Raw genomic sequence first — 18,209 nt, 5'->3', positions numbered from 1 at the left:
TCAGCGGCCGAGTGCGGCGGCGATATCGAGACTTACGAATTCTGCGGCCTCACGCGCCGCACGGTTTTCTGCGTCGCGGACAGCACGCTGTTTTGCGAATTCCTGTCCGGGATAGTCAAGCAGGGCCGTGGCGTAACGGTTGCCGGCCTTGATGACCTGCGTGTCCTTGTTTGAACGGAGCGTGTAGTCGACGCTGACTGTGACGCGTCCTGCCTGTGACGTATCCGAAGACTTCACGAGCAGGGTGTCGGTGACGCTCGAACGAACGTGGATTTCGACTTCATACTCCGGATTCTCCGCCTCGCCGGCGCCGCGACCGGCGATGAAGATCAGCCGGTTGCGCACTTCCTGTTCTACCCGCGATGTCGCCTCGGAAAAGCCGACCGACGAGAGTTTGCCTGCCACGCCCGATGATTCCGAGTAGAGCGGACGGACCTGGCAGGAGCCGAGCAAAGCTGCCGATGCAATGATGAGGCCGAGTGCGGCACGGCGGCCGAGTTTCGAAGCGAAATCAGACGACAATGTTCACAATCCTTTGTGGAACCACGATAATTTTCTTCGGCGCCTGGCCATTTAAGGCACTGATAACCGCATCGAGAGCCAGAACGGCTTCGGTTACGGCATTCTGATCCGCGTCGCGAGAAATTGTCAATTCGGCGCGCTTCTTGCCGTTGATCTGCACCGGCAAAATCACGTCGTTCTCGGTCGTCAGCGCTTCGTCATAGGGCGGCCACGCTGCCTGCGCCAACAGGCCAGTATTGCCGAGTGCCGCCCAGCATTCTTCTGCAAGATGCGGGGTCATCGGCGCAACCAGCTGCACGACGATCTGTGCGGCTTCGCGCACGGCCGATCGATACGCGGCGTCGCCTTCACCGGCGGCAACCTTGGTCAGTGGCGAGGCAATGGCATTCACCAGCTCGTAAATGCGGGCGACTGCCTTGTTGAACCACAGCTTGTCATAGTCGTTCTGGACGGCTTTCAGCGTCTTGTGAGCAGCCTGCGAGATCGCCAGCGCTTCGCCTTCCTTAGCCGGAGTCGCCGGTACGGCAGCAAGAATTTCAGCTGCCTCCGAAATCAGCCGCCACAGGCGCTGGGTGAAGCGATGCGCACCTTCGACGCCGGCCTCCGACCAGATCACGTCGCGCTCCGGCGGCGAATCCGACAACACGAAGAAGCGTGCAGTGTCAGCGCCGTAGGAGGCGATGATGTCATCAGGATCGACGACGTTCTTCTTCGACTTGGACATCTTCTCGATAGAGCCGATCGATACCTCTTCGCCGCCCTCAAGAAGGAAGGCGCGGCGGGCGCCATCAACCTCTTCGATCCGGATATCCGCGGGTGCTACCCATTCGCCATGAGAGCCGGTCCCGCGGCGATAGGTTTCATGCACGACCATGCCCTGCGTGAAGAGGCCCTTGAAAGGCTCCTTCACATCAACGTGGCCCGTCTCGCGCATGGCGCGGGTGAAGAAACGCGAATAGAGCAGATGCAGAATCGCGTGTTCGATGCCGCCGATATACTGATCGACCGGCAGCCAGCGATTGGCTGCTGCGGGATCGGTCGGCTGCTTTTCCCACGGCGCGGTGAAGCGTGTGAAATACCAGCTGGAATCGACGAAGGTGTCCATCGTGTCCGTCTCTCGCCGGGCATCCTTGCCGCAATGCGGGCAGGCGACGTGACGCCAGGTCGGATGACGGTCCAGCGGGTTGCCGGGCTGGTCGAAGGTGACATCGGACGGCAGCTGAACCGGCAGATCCTTCTTCGGCACCGGCACGACGCCGCAGTCTTCACAATGGATGACCGGGATCGGGCAGCCCCAGTAGCGCTGGCGGGAGATCCCCCAGTCGCGAAGGCGGAAATTGACCTTTCGCTCTCCTTGCGCTGCGCCACCGATCTGCGTCGAAGACAGCTTCTCCGCTACGATATCGAAGGCTTCGGTCGTAGACTTGCCGTCGAGGAAGCGGGAGTTAATCATCACGCCGTCGCCGTCATATGCGACATCGCCGACCGTGAAGCTGGAAGCGTCACCGTCCCTGGGCATGACGACGGGCACGACCGAGAGGCCGTACTTGTGCGCAAAATCGAGGTCGCGCTGATCGCCGGATGGGCAGCCAAAGATGGCGCCGGTGCCGTAGTCCATCAGCACGAAGTTTGCGACATACACAGGCAATTCCCAGGACGCATCCAGCGGATGCCGGACGCGTATTCCGGTGTCGATGCCCTTCTTTTCGGCAGTCTCCAGTGCCGCGAGAGACGTGCCGGCGCGGCGGCATTCCTCGCAGAAAGCGTCAATATCGGCATTCTTTGCTGCCGCTTCCTTCGCCAGCGGATGGTCAGCGGCAATCGCCAGAAAGGATGCGCCGAAGAGGGTATCAGGGCGCGTGGTATAAACAGTGACCTCGGATTCACCGGCCGGTGCGGTCTCGGGTACGATTTCCCAACGGATCGTCAGGCCTTCCGACCGGCCGATCCAGTTTTTCTGCATCAGACGGACCTTCTCCGGCCACTGATCCAGCGTATCGAGCGCATCCAGCAGGTCCTGGCTGAAGTCGGTAATCTTGAAGAACCATTGTGTCAGTTCGCGCTGCTCGACGAGCGCACCGGAGCGCCAGCCGCGGCCGTCGATGACCTGTTCGTTTGCCAGAACGGTATTATCGACCGGATCCCAATTGACCTTGGACTGCTTGCGGTAAACCAGACCCTTTTCGAGGAAGTCCACGAAGAGATGCTGCTGATGCTGATAGTATTCGACGTCGCAGGTCGCGAATTCGCGGCTCCAATCCAGCGACAGGCCCATGGCCTTCAGCTGCGCCTTCATCGAACCGATGTTCTGATAGGTCCAGGATGCAGGATGAACGCCACGTTCCATGGCGGCATTTTCGGCAGGCATGCCGAATGCGTCCCAGCCCATCGGGTGCAGAACGTTGTATCCACGGGCGCGCTTGTAGCGGGCAACCACGTCGCCCATGGCATAATTGCGAACGTGGCCCATGTGGATGCGGCCCGATGGATAGGGAAACATTTCGAGGACGTAGTATTTCTCGCGCGGATCGGCATTATCGGTCTCGAAGACCTTTGCCTCGTTCCATTTTTGCTGCCAGCGAGGCTCGGCGTCGCGCGGATTATAACGTTCGGTAGCCATAGTATTCAAATTTCCGGAAAATCAGGGGAAGTTGGTGGTGACCTTCACCACGAAACCACCGTAGCGTCAAGTTTTGAGGGTACAGCAAGTGTCCGGCAAAGCGCCGGAAAAGGTGTTTTCGGCCGGGTGGGTCTTGGCAATCACGCATGCCGCAGTTAGTGCATTGCCAGTATTCTCGCAGCATCATGTCGGAGATCGGCGATGGAACTTCAAGAGCGCCTGAACGAGGTGCGTTCGCGCATTGCGGAAGTAGCGAAGCAGTCGAAGCGTCCTGATGGTGCGGTGCAGCTCGTTGCCGTCTCGAAAACCTTCGACGCGGAGGTGATCCGGCCGGCGATTGCAGCCGGCCAACGGGTCTTCGGTGAAAACCGCGTGCAGGAAAGCCAAAGCAAATGGCCGGAGCTGAAGAGCGAAACGGCGGGACTCGAGCTCCACCTGATCGGTCCGTTGCAATCCAACAAGGCTGACGATGCCGTTGCACTGTTCGATGTCATCGAGACTGTCGATCGGGAAAAGATCGCCCGCGCACTCGCCAATGCGATGAAGCGGCAGGGCAAGACGGTTCGCCTCTATGTCCAGGTCAATACCGGGCTTGAGCCGCAAAAGGCCGGGATCGCGCCTGATGACACCGCGGCTTTTGTCGATCTCTGCCGTGGCGAACTTGGGCTCGCCATTGAGGGGTTGATGTGCATCCCGCCGGCGGAAGAAAATCCGGGTCCGCATTTTGCCCTCCTCGCCAAGCTTGCAAAGACCTGCGGCCTTGAGAAGTTGTCGATGGGCATGTCCGGTGATTACGAGACGGCTGTCGCTTTCGGAGCAACCAGCGTTCGGGTCGGTTCGGCGATCTTCGGTACGCGATAGAACCGCCTTTCGTCGGGCTTCCTGTTCCTCTCTCCCTCCCCTAGATTGGCGTCATCGCTTGCATATCCTGGGGAGGAGCAGATGCAGAGCCTGTATCACCATGTCTATACCGGCTGGAAAGACAGTCCTGAACGCTTCTGGCGGGATGCTGCCCAGGCGATCGACTGGTTCGTTGAGCCGAAGCAGATTTTCGCTCCAGAAGACGGGGTCTATGGCCGCTGGTTTGTGGGCGGTGAGACCAATACCTGCTTCAATTGCCTCGACAGGCACGTAGAGGCAGGCCGGGGCAACGAGACGGCCGTCATTTTCGACAGCGCGATGAACGGCGCCAGGGCGCGCTACACATATGCTCAGGTGCTGGAAGAGGTACAGGCGATTGCCGCGACGCTGCGCGATCTCGGCATCGGCAAGGGTGATCGGGTGATCCTCTATATGCCGATGGTGCCGGAGGCGATCTTCTCGATGCTTGCCTGCGCCCGTCTCGGCGCCGTGCACTCGGTGGTCTTCGGCGGTTTTGCTGCAAACGAACTCGCATCCCGAATCGATGATTGCGGTGCCAAGCTGGTGATTACCGCGAGCTGCGGCCTCGAGCCGGGCCGAGTCGTCGCCTATAAACCGCTCGTTGATCAGGCTCTCGCGCTATCCAGGATCAAACCGGAGCATTGCCTGGTGCTGCAGCGGCCGGAGCTCAGGGCAGACCTGCTCTCCGGGCGCGACCTTGATTTCGAGGTGGCGGTCGGTCAACGACGCGGGACTGCAGTTGAATGTACGCCGGTGCTGGCAACTGATCCGCTGTACATTCTCTATACATCGGGAACGACAGGACAGCCGAAGGGAGTCGTCCGCGATAATGGCGGGCACATGGTTGCCTTGCACTGGTCGATGGTGAACATCTACGGGCTGAAGCCCGGTGAGGTGTTCTGGACGGCATCGGATATCGGCTGGGTCGTCGGGCACTCCTATATCGTCTATGCACCGCTGCTCTCAGGTGCCACGACTGTGATCTACGAGGGTAAACCCGTCGGCACGCCGGATGCGGGCGCTTTCTGGCGGGTCGTCTCGGATTACGATGTCTGCCTCCTCTTCACTGCCCCAACCGCTTTCCGGGCAATCCGCCGGGAAGACCCTGATGGCCAGTTTGCCGGCCGCTATCCGAGATCGAAGTTCCGGGCGCTTTTCCTTGCCGGGGAGCGGGCCGATCCGGAAACTCTGAAGTGGGCAGAGCAAACACTCGGTGTGCCGGTCATCGATCACTGGTGGCAGACCGAGACCGGATGGCCGATTGCGGCCAATCCCCTGGGGCTCGGCAAACTGCCGGTGAAGCACGGGTCACCATCTGTGCCGATGCCTGGATATGATGTCCGCGTGCTTGATGACGCAGCGCATCCGGTTGCGGCGGGCACACTCGGCAACATTGCCATCAAGCTGCCACTGCCGCCGGGTTGCCTTCCAACGCTATGGCAGGCGGACACGAGATTTCGAGCTTCCTATCTCGAAGAGTTTCCGGGGCACTACAAGACGGCCGACGCCGGCTATATCGATGAGGACGGCTATCTGTTCATCATGGCCCGCACCGATGACATCATCAATTGCGCCGGGCATCGTCTGTCGACCGGGGCGATGGAAGAGATCTGTGCCAAGCATCCGGATGTCGCGGAATGCGCCGTCGTCGGCATTGCTGATTCGCTGAAGGGTCAGGTGCCCTGCGGGTTTCTTGTGCTGAAGAAAGGTGTGTTGCGCGAATCACCGGAGATCGAATCGGAAATCGTTAAGATGATTCGCGACGAAATCGGCCCGGTTGCTGCCTTCAAGACAGCGATTACTGTCGAAAGATTGCCGAAAACACGCTCCGGAAAGATTCTGCGCGGTACGATGCAGAAGATCGCAGACGGCATGCCGTGGAAAATGCCTGCAACAATTGACGATCCGGCCATTCTGGACGAGGTCGCAGACGCCCTGCGGCGCAAGGGGTTAGGTTCCCCGATTATATAGAAAATTTCCTATTCGGTAACAATCATTGACGAGTTATGACCGTCGTTGACGAGTTGTTAACCATGTTCTCATTAGCTTCCACTCAACGGACACCTGATTGCAGGTGAAGCATGAAGCACCGCCCCAGCCGGCCATTGCCGGAATGCTCCTTCATTTTCAAGAGAAGTGGAAAAAGCGATGTCAAGCATCCTGACAAACACGGCTGCAATGTCAGCCCTTCAGACGCTGCGTAACGTAAACCAGAGTCTCCAGACCACTCAGGCGCATGTCTCCTCCGGTCTGCGTGTCGCCAAGGCCGCTGACAACGCGGCATATTGGTCGATTGCCACGACCATGAAATCCGATAACAAGGCTCTCTCGGCCGTTTCCGACGCGCTGGGTCTTGGCGCGGCAAAGGTCGATACGGCCTATTCCGCCATGGACAGCGCGATCGACGTCGTCAGCGAAATCAAGGCGAAGATCGTCGCCGCGACTGAAAAGGGCGTCGACAAGTCGAAGATCCAGGAAGAAATCACCCAGTTGCAGGCGCAGCTGAAGAGCATCTCCGAATCTGCTTCCTTCTCGGGCGAGAACTGGGTTGCCGGCGATGGCACAAAGAGCGTCGTCTCGACCTTCGTTCGCGACGGCTCGAATGGCATTTCGGTCAAGATGACCGATTACGTTCTCGATAGCGGTTCGATGGGCAACGTGCTGTTCGGCACCTCCACCGGCGGCATCATCGACACTTCGACGGGCATCCTCGGCACGTCCAACGGCTCGGTCGGTTCGGTATACGCGATGGACATCAGCAAACTGTCTTCCGACGATATTGCGCTCGCACTGAATAATGTCGAGAACGCACTCAAGGCGATGACCAGCGCCGGCTCGCAGTTGGGTTCGATTTCGACGCGTATTCAGCTGCAGGAGAATTTCGTCTCAACGCTCAGCGACTCGATCGAATCGGGTGTCGGGCGACTTGTCGATGCGAACATGGAAGAGGAATCGTCGAAATTGACGGCGCTGCAAACGCAGCAGCAGCTGGCCATCCAGTCGCTGTCGATCGCCAACTCCGCTTCGCAGAACATCCTTTCGCTCTTCCGCAGCTAAGCCCGGAAAAGCGGCCAACAAAAAACCCGCCGGAGCGATCCGGCGGGTTTTTACATTTACGAGAAGCGGCGATCAGAAACGATCGTCTTCGTCCTCATCGTTTGTCGTGGACTTCAGCGACTTCAGCTTGGCGAAGACGGCATCGGCGTCGATTTCAGGCTCTTCTTCGCGCTCGAAGCTCGGCGTCAGACGCTCAGTTTCCTGCGCGGACTGCAAGGTCGCGCCAAGTTCAGCGGCGGTCGGCAGCGGACGGCCCTTCGATGCCTTTTCGACTTCCATGTCGAGGTCGATCTGGCTGCAGAGGCCGAGCGTGACCGGGTCCATCGGCGTCAAGTTCGCTGCATTCCAGTGGGTGCGTTCGCGGATCTGCTCGATCGTCGACTTGGTGGTGCCGACGAGGCGCGAAATCTGCGCGTCCTTCAGTTCCGGATGATTGCGAACCAGCCAGAGAATGGCGTTCGGGCGATCCTGGCGCTTGGAAACCGGCGTATAGCGCGGACCGCGACGCTTGGATTCCGGCACGCGAACCTTCGGCTCCGAAAGCTTCAGCTTGTGGTTCGGGTTAGCTTCGGCGCGCGCTATTTCGTCGCGGGAAAGCTGGCCGGTCGAGATCGGATCCAGGCCCTTGATGCCTTGTGCGGCTTCACCGTCGGCAATTGCCTTCACTTCCAGCGGGTGAAGCTTGCAGAACTGTGCGATCTGGTCGAAAGACAGCGCCGTGTTGTCAACCAGCCAGATGGCGGTCGCTTTCGGCATAAGCAGTTGTTGAGCCATGGATATAGTCCTTCTGTCGTCCGCGCCGGTGTCGCGGTCCGTGGATTGTCACCACAATTTCCGGGAAATATGGGCGGTATATAACCGGAGTGACACAGAATTGCAATTGATGTGGATTGAAATGACCTTTGTCTAATTGCCGGGCCGTTTTGACCTGCTATGAATGCCCTGAATTGAGTCCCGGGCGCCGCTTGAAGCGGCGAAACCGGTGCCCGTGTGAGGAGGAGTTTCCATGTCGGAAAAGATCTATCCGGTTAGCAAACCGGTGAAGAGCCATGCCCTGATCGACAAGGCGAAATACGAAAAGTGGTACGAAGAGAGTGTCGAGAACCCTGACAAATTCTGGGGCAAGCATGGCAAGCGGATCGACTGGTTCAAGCCTTATACCAAGGTCAAGAACACCTCATTCACCGGCAAAGTTTCGATCAAGTGGTTCGAAGACGGACAGACCAACGTCTCCTATAACTGTATCGACCGCCACCTGAAGACACATGGCAACCAGACCGCCATCATCTTCGAAGGCGACAATCCCTATGTCGACAAGAAGATCACCTATAACGAGCTCTACGAGCATGTCTGCCGTTTGGCGAATGTGCTGAAGAAGCACGGCGTCAAGAAGGGCGATCGCGTTACCATCTACATGCCGATGATCCCGGAAGCCGCTTACGCGATGCTCGCCTGTTCGCGCATCGGTGCCGTGCATTCGGTCGTCTTCGGCGGCTTCTCGCCGGAAGCGCTGGCCGGCCGCATCGTCGACTGCGAATCGACTTTCGTCATCACCTGTGACGAGGGCGTGCGTGGTGGAAAGCCGGTGCCGCTCAAGGAAAACACCGATACGGCGATCCATATCGCAGCCAAGCAGCACGTCATCGTCGACAAGGTTCTCGTCGTTCGCCGCACCGGCGGCAAGACCGGCTGGGCGCCGGGCCGCGACCTCTGGTACCACCAGGAAGTCGCCACCGTGAAGGCGGAATGCCCGCCGGTGAAGATGAAGGCGGAAGACCCGCTGTTCATCCTCTATACGTCGGGCTCGACGGGCAAGCCGAAGGGCGTGCTGCACACGACGGGCGGCTATCTCGTCTATGCGTCGATGACGCATGAGTATGTCTTCGACTATCACCCCGGCGATATCTACTGGTGCACGGCCGATGTCGGCTGGGTCACTGGCCACTCCTATATCGTCTACGGTCCGCTTGCGAACTGCGCGACGACGCTGATGTTCGAGGGCGTGCCGAATTTCCCGGATCAGGGCCGTTTCTGGGAAGTCATCGACAAGCACAAGGTCAACATCTTCTATACGGCGCCGACGGCGATCCGTTCGCTGATGGGTGCCGGCAACGAGTTCGTGACGCGCTCTTCGCGCTCCTCGCTGCGCCTGCTTGGAACTGTTGGCGAGCCGATCAATCCCGAAGCCTGGGAATGGTATTACAATGTCGTCGGCGACAAGCGTTGCCCCGTCATCGATACCTGGTGGCAGACGGAAACCGGCGGCCACATGATCACGCCGCTGCCGGGTGCGATCGACCTGAAGCCCGGTTCGGCAACGGTACCGTTCTTCGGCGTCAAGCCGCAGCTGGTGGACAATGAAGGCAAGGTTCTCGAAGGTGCGGCTGATGGTAATCTCTGCATCACCGATAGCTGGCCGGGCCAGATGCGCACCGTCTATGGCGACCACGAGCGCTTCATCCAGACCTACTTCTCGACCTACAAGGGCAAGTATTTCACCGGTGACGGCTGCCGCCGTGATGAGGACGGCTACTACTGGATCACCGGACGCGTCGATGACGTGCTGAACGTCTCCGGTCACCGCCTCGGAACGGCCGAAGTGGAATCGGCTCTGGTTTCCCATAATCTCGTTTCGGAAGCAGCCGTTGTCGGCTATCCGCATCCCATCAAGGGCCAGGGCATCTATTGCTATGTGACGCTGATGGCCGGCCATGAGGGTACCGACGAGCTGCGTCAGCAGCTGGTCAAGCATGTGCGTGCCGAGATCGGCCCGATCGCCTCGCCGGACAAGATCCAGTTTGCTCCAGGCTTGCCGAAGACCCGCTCCGGCAAGATCATGCGCCGCATCCTGCGCAAGATCGCCGAGGACGATTTTGGCGCGCTGGGCGATACCTCGACGCTGGCCGATCCTGCCGTCGTCGACGATCTCATCGCCAATCGGCAGAACAAGGCAAACGCCTGATGTTTCAAAGCCGCCCCGATCATAAGGGGCGGCTTTTCAATCGTTGCTGGCGCAGGCAATAGGCGGCTTTTGCCCGCCATCGTAGCCAGTAGCCAAACCGCCCGCCATCAATTCGTGAGCCGGATTCCGCCCATCTTCGAACAGCATATCAGCGACGATCCGGCCGAAATATTTATCGCCGCTGATATTGGTGAGCAGCACATGCGGTGAAACGGCTGCCATCGCATCCAGCGCAAGACGGGCTTCTTCCGCACCGCGCCGGACGGCCGGACATTTCGACTTGATTTCGGGAGTGTCGATGCCGCGGATGCGGACGTAAACCTCGATGCGCTGCTGCGGCCAGGGCGTTGCTTCCACCAGTATCGTATCACCATCGATGACCCTGATGATCTCGGCCATGACTGGGCCGGCAATTTTCTCGCTGCCCGCGACTGAAGCCGGGACGAGGCATGCGCCAAGAAGAATCGGGATCAGCTTCCTCATGAAAGGAATAAATTCCGATTTTCTGACGTAGTCAATAGGAATATTTACTTAGAAATCGATGGCGCGGCCGTTGATCTCGTAATCGCCGAAGCGTGCAGGCTCGGCGCCGCCGCGGCCGCCGATTTCCGGCGGCAATTCCAGCGGTGCGGCGTTGCGCCGGCGTTCCTCGGCTTCGGCAAGTGCCCGCTTGGCGGCAGGTGACAATACCTTGCGTGGCGCGGTGCTGTCCGCGGCTTGGCTTTCGGTATTGTCGTTGTCGGCTGACTGCATGGCGCTCTCCTGCCGGAAAACATTGAAAATGGCGGGCGAATAACCAAATCATAGTGCGCCGGGGCGCCGATTGGAACCCTCAATACCGGTCATAGGAGACGGAGACCTCGATGAACCTCGTTCGTACTGCCATGTTGCTTGCCTTCATGACGGCCCTGTTCATGTTTGTCGGATTTCTGATCGGCGGCCGTGGCGGCATGATGATCGCCTTCCTGCTCGCTGCCGGAATGAACTTCTTCTCCTACTGGAATTCGGGAAACATGGTGCTGTCGGCCTATCGCGCCCAGGAGGTCGATGAGCGGAATGCACCCGAATTCTACGGCATTGTTCGCGATCTGTCGCAGAGGGCCGGTCTGCCGATGCCGAAAGTCTATCTCTACGACAACCCGCAGCCGAATGCCTTCGCGACCGGACGCAATCCCGAGAACGCAGCCGTCGCGGCCTCGACCGGACTTCTCCAGGTTTTGTCGCCGGAGGAGGTCGCCGGTGTCATGGCGCATGAGCTTGCCCACGTCCAAAACCGCGACACGCTGACGATGACGATCACTGCGACGCTCGCCGGTGCGATCTCGATGCTTGGCAACTTTGCCTTCTTCTTCGGCGGCAATCGCGAGAACAACAATAATCCGCTCGGCTTCATCGGCGTCTTGGCCGCCATGATTGTCGCGCCGCTGGCGGCGATGCTGGTGCAGATGGCGATCAGCCGGACGCGCGAATATTCGGCGGACCGGCGTGGTGCGGAGATCTGCGGCAATCCGCTTTGGCTTGCTTCCGCTCTCGGCAAGATTGCCCGCGGTGCGGCGCAGGTTACGAACTACGATGCCGAGCGCAATCCGGCGACCGCGCATATGTTCATCATCAATCCGCTCTCCGGCGAGCGTATGGACAATCTATTCTCGACCCATCCGAATACGGAGAACCGCATTGCGGCGCTACGGGAAATGGCGGCTGGCGGCATGAATATCTCGACGCCACCCGTGCGGACTGCTAATCCGTCGCGGAAATCGCGTTCGGTTCCGGATACCGGTGTTGGCCGCGGTGGTTCGCAACCGCCAAAAGGTCCGTGGTCTTGAATTCAAACGGCAAGAAGCCCTTCAAAAACAGCAGCAGCCATTCGGAACGTGCCCCTGCCAAGCCCGGCCTGCAGGCGCGGTCGGCCGCGGCCAAGATTCTGGCGGCCGTCGTCGACAAGAAGCTGCCGCTCGATGGCGCGCTCGACCATGAAAACGGCAATCCTGCCTACAAGGCGCTCGGTGAAAACGATCGCGCGCTGGTTCGTGCCATTCTGAACAGCGCGCTGAGGCATATGCCGCGGATCGATGCGGCCATCGCTTCGCTTCTCGATACTCCGCTTCCGGAAGGCGCCCGGGCGCTGCATCACGTCCTTGCCGTCGGCGCGGCGCAGATACTCTATCTCGACGTGCCCGACCATTCGGCGGTCGATCTTGCCGTCGAGCAGGCGAACGGTGATCCCCGCAACCGACGCTTCGCCAAGCTGGTTAACGCCATTCTCCGCCGTATCGGCCGTGAGAAGGAGGAAATTCTCGCCTCCGTCGCCGATGTCCCGGCAATGCCCGATTGGTTCCTGGCGCGGCTCAAGAAGGCCTATGGCAAGGATGCGGCGCTGGCGATCTCGGAATCGCAGCTGGAACCTGCAGCAATCGATCTGACCGTCAAATCGGATGCTGCGGGCTGGGCGGCGCGGCTGAACGGCGCGGTGCTGCCGACGGGCGGCATTCGTCTCGCGGCCTTCGATGGCAGCATTCCGTCTCTGGAAGGCTTCGAGGATGGTGAATGGTGGGTGCAGGACGCTGCCGCCAGCATCCCGGCAAAGCTGTTCGGTGATCTGACAGGCAAGCGCGTTGCCGATCTCTGCGCTGCTCCCGGCGGCAAGACGGCCCAGCTTATTCTCGCGGGCGGCAATGTGACAGCCATCGACCAATCGGAGAGCCGGCTGAAGCGTCTGCGCTCCAATCTCGCGCGCCTGGGGCTGCAGGCTGAGACCCTTGCGACCGACTTGACCAAATTCCAGCCGGACGAGGGTTTCGACGCGATCCTGCTTGATGCGCCCTGCTCCTCGACCGGTACGACGCGTCGCCACCCCGATGTGCTTTGGACGAAGGGCCCCGAAGAAATCAGCAAGCTTGCCGGTGTTCAGGAGCGGTTGCTGCGGCACGCGCTGACGCTGTTGAAGCCCAATGGCGTCATCGTGTTTTCGAATTGCTCGCTCGATCCTGCCGAAGGCGAAGATGTCGTAGCGCGCGTTCTTGCCGATGTGCCTATTGTTGCAAGGGTGCCGATCGATCCGGCGGCGTGGCCGGGTCTCGAACAGGCGATCAGTCCGGTTGGCGATTTCAGAACCACGCCGGTGATGCTGCCGATGTCCGATGGTATCGCGTCCGGCCTCGATGGCTTCTACGCCGCGATGTTGCGACGTGTTGCCTGATTGCAAGACAGCTTCTTATATTTCATGCTTGTCACAAATTAATGCAGCCTTACCGGTGAAAGCTGCTCTCGTTCACCTATTCTTAATAACGAGGGTCAATAGAAAATAAATATGCAATCCGGCGGGCGTTTTTCGACTTTGTATGTTCGGGAGGCTTCGCGGCGCTTGTCGCGCCGTGCCGCCTTGGTGCGCCTGCGCCTCTTCCGCCATACGATCCAGGCGCCCGAACGCCTGATTGTCGCGCCGACGGATTTGCGGGCAATCGATTCCCACGTTGCCGACGAGATCATGAACGGGCGCTTTCCGCTCGCGAGCCGCCTTCTCGAGACCAACGGCAAGTCGCCCTTTACTTTTACGCTGCCGTCACGGGCCTTCGCCAACCGGCTGCATGGTTTCGGATGGCTGCGCCACATGCGGGCGTACAAGAGCGAGCGCGCGTCACTGATTGCCCGCTCGATCGTCGACAGCTGGCTCTCGCTGCATTCCGGCCGGATCGAAGGCGTTGCCTGGGAAATCGACGTGACGGCGCAGCGGGTTATTGCCTGGCTCTCGCATTCGCCCGTCGTGCTGCAGAATGCCGACCGCGGTTTTTATCGCCGGTTCATGCGTTCTCTGGCTTTTCAGGTGCGCTTCCTGCGACGGATGGCGCCATATGCGCCGGCAGGCGAGGTTCTTTTCCGGCTGCGGATCGCCCTCGCCATGGCGTCAATCGCCATGCCGACACGGGCAGGCCCGCTGCGGAAGGCCGCACAGGCGCTCGATAACGAGTTCGATCTGCAGATCCTTCCTGACGGTGGCCACATATCGCGCAATCCGCGCGCCGGTCTTGAGCTGCTGCTGGACCTGCTCCCGCTGCGTCAGACCTATGTCAATCTCGGTCACGATCTGCCGCAGAAGCTGATTTCAGGCATCGATCGGATGTATCCGGCGCTTCGCTTCTTCCGGCACCAGGACGGCGATCTGGCGCTCTTCAATGGCGCGACATCGACGCTTGCCAATGAACTGATGTCGGTGCTGCGCTACGATGAGACGGCGGGCCAGCCGTTCAAGGCAATGCCGCATTCCCGGTATCAGCGGCTTGCTGCGGGAAAGACGGTCGTCATCGCCGATACCGGACCGCCGCCAACCGGCGAGCTGTCGCGCACGGCGCATGCCGGATGCCTTTCGTTCGAAATGTCGTCGGGACGATATCGTTTCATTGTCAATTCCGGTTCCCCGAAATTCGCAGGCCGCCGTTACGTGCAGATGGCGCGTACCACCGCAACGCATTCGACGGTGACGCTCAACGATACGTCTTCTAGCCGCTTCTCGCCGTCGGAGTTTCTCGGCCACCGGATGACGGAAACCGTAAAGAACGTAACCGTCGACCGGGCGGAAACCGAGGACGGACGTGACGGGCTGAAGATGAGCCATGATGGCTACCTTCGTGGCTTCGGGGTTCTGCATGAGCGCGAAATCTCGATGAACGCCACAGGCGCGATCGTTACCGGGCGCGACCGCGTTGTGCTGCCTGACGGGCGCGTTAGCGACGAGCCGTTGAAGGCCGCAGTCAGGTTTCATGTCCATCCGGCCATCAATCTGAAGCAGAATGATCGCGAGTCCGTTCTGATGACCGCGCCGGATGGCGAAAGCTGGCTCTTCTCGTCGCCGGGCAATGAAGTGCTGATTTCGGAAGATATCTTCTTTGCCGACGCCTCGGGCATCTGCGGCTCCGACCAGATCGAAATCGATTTCGATTTTGCCGAAAAGCCCGAAATTCGCTGGTTTCTTTCCCGTAAGAGCTAGTCGGCATTTACGCGGCGGCAGCGCTCGTGCTAACGCGGCGCCATAATCCTATACGTCCCTCGCCGGATGTCTCCCGAACCCCGAACGGAGAAGGTTCATGGCCGTCATTTCCAAGAAAATCCCCGCCCCCGACAAGGTCAAGGTCAAGACCGCGCTGCTATCCGTCTCCGACAAGACGGGTATTGTCGAGCTTGCCAAGGCGCTGTCCGACAAAGGTGTTCGCCTGCTGTCCACCGGTGGTACGCATAAGGCTATCGCCGCGGCGGGCCTGGCGGTTACCGACGTTTCCGAAATCACTGGCTTTCCGGAGATCATGGACGGCCGCGTAAAGACGCTGCATCCGACGGTTCACGGCGGCCTGCTGGCGATCCGCGACGATGCCGAGCATCAAGACGCGATGAAAAAGCATGGCATCGAAGGCATCGATATCGCCGTCATCAACCTTTATCCGTTCGAGGAAGTGCGCGCTGCCGGCGGCGACTATCCGACGACGGTCGAGAATATCGATATCGGCGGCCCGGCGATGATCCGCGCCTCGGCCAAGAACCACGCCTATGTCGTGATCCTGACCGACCCGGCCGACTACCCGGAGCTGCTGGAGCAGCTCTCGGCCGATGGCGGTCAGACGGCTTATGCGTTCCGCCAGCGGATGGCCGCCAAGGCCTATGCACGTACTGCGGCCTACGACGCGATGATCTCGAACTGGTTTGCCGAGGCTCTCTCGATCGATACGCCGCGCCATCGCGTGATCGGCGGCGTGCTGAAGGAGGAGATGCGCTACGGCGAAAACCCGCATCAGAAGGCCGCCTTCTATGTTACCGGCGAACAGCGCCCGGGCGTTTCGACGGCAGCGCTGATCCAGGGCAAGCAGCTCTCCTACAACAATATCAATGATACCGATGCCGCCTATGAGCTCGTTTCCGAGTTCCTGCCGGAGAAGTCTCCCGCCTGCGCCATCATCAAGCATGCCAATCCCTGCGGCGTCGCCACGGGGTCAAGCCTCGTCGAGGCCTACAGCCGGGCGCTTGCCTGCGATTCTGTCTCGGCCTTCGGCGGCATCATCGCGCTGAACCAGACGCTGGATGCCGCGACGGCGGAAGAGATCATCAAGCTCTTCACCGAAGTCATCATCGCGCCTGATGTGACCGAGGAAGCCAAGGCGATCGTCGCCCGCAAGCCGAACCTGCGCCTGCTTTCGGCCGGCGGACTGCCCGATCCGCGTGTTGCCGGGCTCACGGCAAAGACCGTTTCCGGCGGTCTTCTCGTCCAGAGCCGCGACAATGGCATGGTCGAGGATCTCGAGCTGAAGGTGGTCACCAAGCGCGCGCCGACGGCTCAGGAGCTTGAGGATATGAAGTTTGCCTTCAAGGTCGGCAAGCATGTGAAATCGAATGCCGTCGTCTACGCCAAGAACGGCCAGACCGCGGGTATCGGTGCCGGCCAGATGAGCCGCGTTGATTCCGCGCGTATCGCAGCGCTGAAAGCTGAAGAGGCCGCCAAGGCGCTCGGTCTTCCTGTTCCGATGACGCATGGCTCTGCAGTTGCCTCGGAGGCTTTCCTTCCCTTTGCAGATGGCCTGCTGTCGATGATTGCGGCAGGTGCCACCGCGGTGATTCAGCCCGGCGGTTCTATGCGTGACCAGGAGGTCATCGACGCCGCAAACGAGCACAATGTCGCGATGGTGTTTACCGGGATGCGGCACTTCCGCCATTGAGACCGCTTATCTGATCTGAAAAACCCCGGCGCAAGCCGGGGTTTTTTCGTTCAGGCTTTCTGCTTGTCGGCCGGATATGGCGTGGTGAACAGAAGGATCAGGCCGCCCAGCAGGAAAATTATCAGCGTAGCCATGCCGAGCCGGGCAGAACCGCTGGAATAGGTAACGATCGAGAAGAGCAGTGTTGCCATGAAGCTCGTCGCGCGCCCTGAGAGCGCGTAGATCCCGAAATAGCGGCCGGCCTCTTCCAGGCTGACGCTGCGGGCGAGATAGGATCGCGAAGAGGCCTGAACCGGGCCGAAGGCAAGACCGATCAGAAGGCCGTAGAGGATATAGGCCTTCTCGGCGGCGGTGCCGAAAAATCCGCCTGAGTCGGCGACCGGCAGCTCGATCACGCCGAAGAGCGTATAGCCCGGCCCGGTGGAAATGATACCGATCGTGGCAAGCAGCAGCATTGTCAGGCTGATGACGATCGTCACTTTCGAGCCGATCCGCTGATCGACGCGCCCGGCTAGGATGCAGCCGAAGATCGCGACGACGTTAAGGATGATGCCGTAAAGGCCGATCTCGATGGTGGCCCAACCGAACATGCCGGCGGCGAAGGTGCCGCCGAGGATCAGCAGACCGTTGACGCCGTCCTGGTAGATCATCCGCGCGATCAGGAACTTCAGGATGCCCTTGCGGTGCTTGAGCTCGCCGATTGTGTTGCGGAGTTCGGTAAATCCTGTCTTCACCGCGCCTCCGAGCGGAATGCCCTTGGGCGCATCGGGCGTGAAAAGAAACATCGGAATGATGAAGATCAGATACCAGACAGCCGAAATCGGTCCGGTGATGCGGGCGTCTTCGCCACTATGGGCATCGAGGCCGAAAAGCGGATCCATCCCCAGCAAGGTCTTGCCGGTTTCCAGGCTGCCAGCCAGTAGAGCGACGACTGCGATCAGCACGATCATCCCGCCGAGATAACCAAGGCCCCAGGCAGTATTGGACAAGCGGCCGACCTCATCCTTGCTCACCAGCCGCGGCATCATCGAATCGTTGAAGACGATCGAGAATTCGGCGGCGATCGACGCCAGAATCATGAAGATGATGGGATAGATAACGGGCGAGCCGGGAGCCGCGAACCAAAGGCCGAAGAGCGCGGTGATCTTGATGACTGCGAAGAAGGCGATCCAGGGTTTGCGGGCGCCGGATTGATCGGCAATCGAGCCCAGGATCGGCGACAGGACCGCGATGATCACCGACGAGATCGTCGCGGTGTTGCTCCACATCGCCTGCGCATGGACGGGATCAGAGGTCAACCGGGAGACAAAGTAAGGACCGAAGATGAAGGTGGTGACGACCGTGAAGAACGGCTGGGCCGCCCAATCGAAAAACATCCAGCCCCAGATGCCCCTCCCCGGCGCCTTATGCGGCGCCGGAGTTCCGTCTCCCGTCCAGTCAATTCTGCTCACGCATCCGCTCCCATTGT

General features: G+C 60.0%; 14 protein-coding genes. 8 read left to right on the top strand and 6 right to left on the bottom strand.

Annotation, left to right across the window (positions count from 1 at the left end; all coding sequences use genetic code 11):
- Both lptE and leuS read right to left on the bottom strand, forming a co-directional pair.
- Entirely contained in the window at window positions 1–522 is a 522-nt protein-coding gene (gene lptE, locus AC1DJO_RS12360) for an LPS assembly lipoprotein LptE (RefSeq protein ID WP_112517894.1), read from the bottom strand.
- A complete protein-coding gene (gene leuS, locus AC1DJO_RS12355; RefSeq protein WP_477970759.1) occupies window positions 512–3,142 on the bottom strand; it encodes a leucine--tRNA ligase in 2,631 nt (876 codons plus the stop codon). Before leuS ends, lptE begins: the two co-directional genes overlap by 11 nt.
- A gap of 201 nt (window positions 3,143–3,343) precedes the next feature.
- Here leuS and AC1DJO_RS12350 point away from each other — a divergent pair, with 201 nt between their 5' ends.
- The 3 genes from AC1DJO_RS12350 (at window position 3,344) to AC1DJO_RS12340 (ending at window position 7,081) form a co-directional block, all read left to right on the top strand.
- Window positions 3,344–4,003, top strand: a complete 660-nt coding sequence (locus AC1DJO_RS12350; protein WP_477970757.1) for a YggS family pyridoxal phosphate-dependent enzyme — start codon at window positions 3,344–3,346, stop codon at window positions 4,001–4,003.
- Between the two features lie 81 nt (window positions 4,004–4,084).
- Complete coding sequence (locus AC1DJO_RS12345) at window positions 4,085–5,995, top strand: propionyl-CoA synthetase (RefSeq protein ID WP_477970755.1); 1,911 nt, start codon at window positions 4,085–4,087, stop codon at window positions 5,993–5,995.
- 177 nt (window positions 5,996–6,172) lie between these two features.
- Window positions 6,173–7,081 (top strand): flagellin N-terminal helical domain-containing protein, encoded by a 909-nt coding sequence (locus AC1DJO_RS12340; RefSeq protein ID WP_112385988.1) that lies wholly within the window; start codon window positions 6,173–6,175, stop codon window positions 7,079–7,081.
- A 72-nt stretch (window positions 7,082–7,153) separates the two neighbouring features.
- Here the strand turns inward: AC1DJO_RS12340 and AC1DJO_RS12335 are convergent, their stop codons facing one another.
- Window positions 7,154–7,855, bottom strand: coding sequence for a DUF1013 domain-containing protein (locus AC1DJO_RS12335; protein WP_112385987.1), 702 nt, complete (start codon window positions 7,853–7,855; stop codon window positions 7,154–7,156).
- Window positions 7,856–8,087: 232 nt separating this feature from the next.
- Between AC1DJO_RS12335 and acs the strand changes: the two genes are divergently transcribed.
- Window positions 8,088–10,043, top strand: a complete 1,956-nt coding sequence (gene acs, locus AC1DJO_RS12330; protein ID WP_477970753.1) for an acetate--CoA ligase — start codon at window positions 8,088–8,090, stop codon at window positions 10,041–10,043.
- A 36-nt stretch (window positions 10,044–10,079) separates the two neighbouring features.
- Here the strand turns inward: acs and AC1DJO_RS12325 are convergent, their stop codons facing one another.
- Together AC1DJO_RS12325 and AC1DJO_RS12320 are read right to left on the bottom strand one after the other, a co-directional pair.
- Complete coding sequence (locus AC1DJO_RS12325; RefSeq protein WP_477970751.1) at window positions 10,080–10,442, bottom strand: thermonuclease family protein; 363 nt, start codon at window positions 10,440–10,442, stop codon at window positions 10,080–10,082.
- A 132-nt stretch (window positions 10,443–10,574) separates the two neighbouring features.
- Window positions 10,575–10,796, bottom strand: coding sequence for a DUF1674 domain-containing protein (locus AC1DJO_RS12320; RefSeq protein WP_112385984.1), 222 nt, complete (start codon window positions 10,794–10,796; stop codon window positions 10,575–10,577).
- A gap of 110 nt (window positions 10,797–10,906) precedes the next feature.
- Between AC1DJO_RS12320 and htpX the strand changes: the two genes are divergently transcribed.
- The 4 genes from htpX (at window position 10,907) to purH (ending at window position 16,741) form a co-directional block, all read left to right on the top strand.
- Window positions 10,907–11,869: a zinc metalloprotease HtpX gene (gene htpX / locus AC1DJO_RS12315; RefSeq protein WP_477947614.1), complete on the top strand. Its 963-nt coding sequence runs from the start codon at window positions 10,907–10,909 to the stop codon at window positions 11,867–11,869.
- On the top strand, window positions 11,860–13,242 hold the full coding sequence (locus AC1DJO_RS12310) for an RsmB/NOP family class I SAM-dependent RNA methyltransferase (protein ID WP_477970749.1): 1,383 nt from the start codon (window positions 11,860–11,862) through the stop codon (window positions 13,240–13,242). The genes htpX and AC1DJO_RS12310 overlap by 10 nt, the downstream gene beginning before the upstream one ends.
- 111 nt (window positions 13,243–13,353) lie before the next feature.
- Window positions 13,354–15,027 (top strand): heparinase II/III family protein, encoded by a 1,674-nt coding sequence (locus AC1DJO_RS12305; RefSeq protein WP_477970747.1) that lies wholly within the window; start codon window positions 13,354–13,356, stop codon window positions 15,025–15,027.
- Window positions 15,028–15,124: 97 nt separating this feature from the next.
- On the top strand, window positions 15,125–16,741 hold the full coding sequence (gene purH, locus AC1DJO_RS12300) for a bifunctional phosphoribosylaminoimidazolecarboxamide formyltransferase/IMP cyclohydrolase (protein ID WP_477970745.1): 1,617 nt from the start codon (window positions 15,125–15,127) through the stop codon (window positions 16,739–16,741).
- 50 nt (window positions 16,742–16,791) lie between these two features.
- On the opposite strand, the gene AC1DJO_RS12295 is transcribed toward purH, so the two are convergent.
- Complete coding sequence (locus tag AC1DJO_RS12295) at window positions 16,792–18,192, bottom strand: MFS transporter (RefSeq protein ID WP_477970743.1); 1,401 nt, start codon at window positions 18,190–18,192, stop codon at window positions 16,792–16,794.
- Between the last annotated feature and the right edge of the window lie 17 nt (window positions 18,193–18,209).

This window comes from Rhizobium sp. 05N430, assembly GCF_056396985.1.
This window is presented reverse-complemented; position numbering and strand designations above follow the sequence as displayed.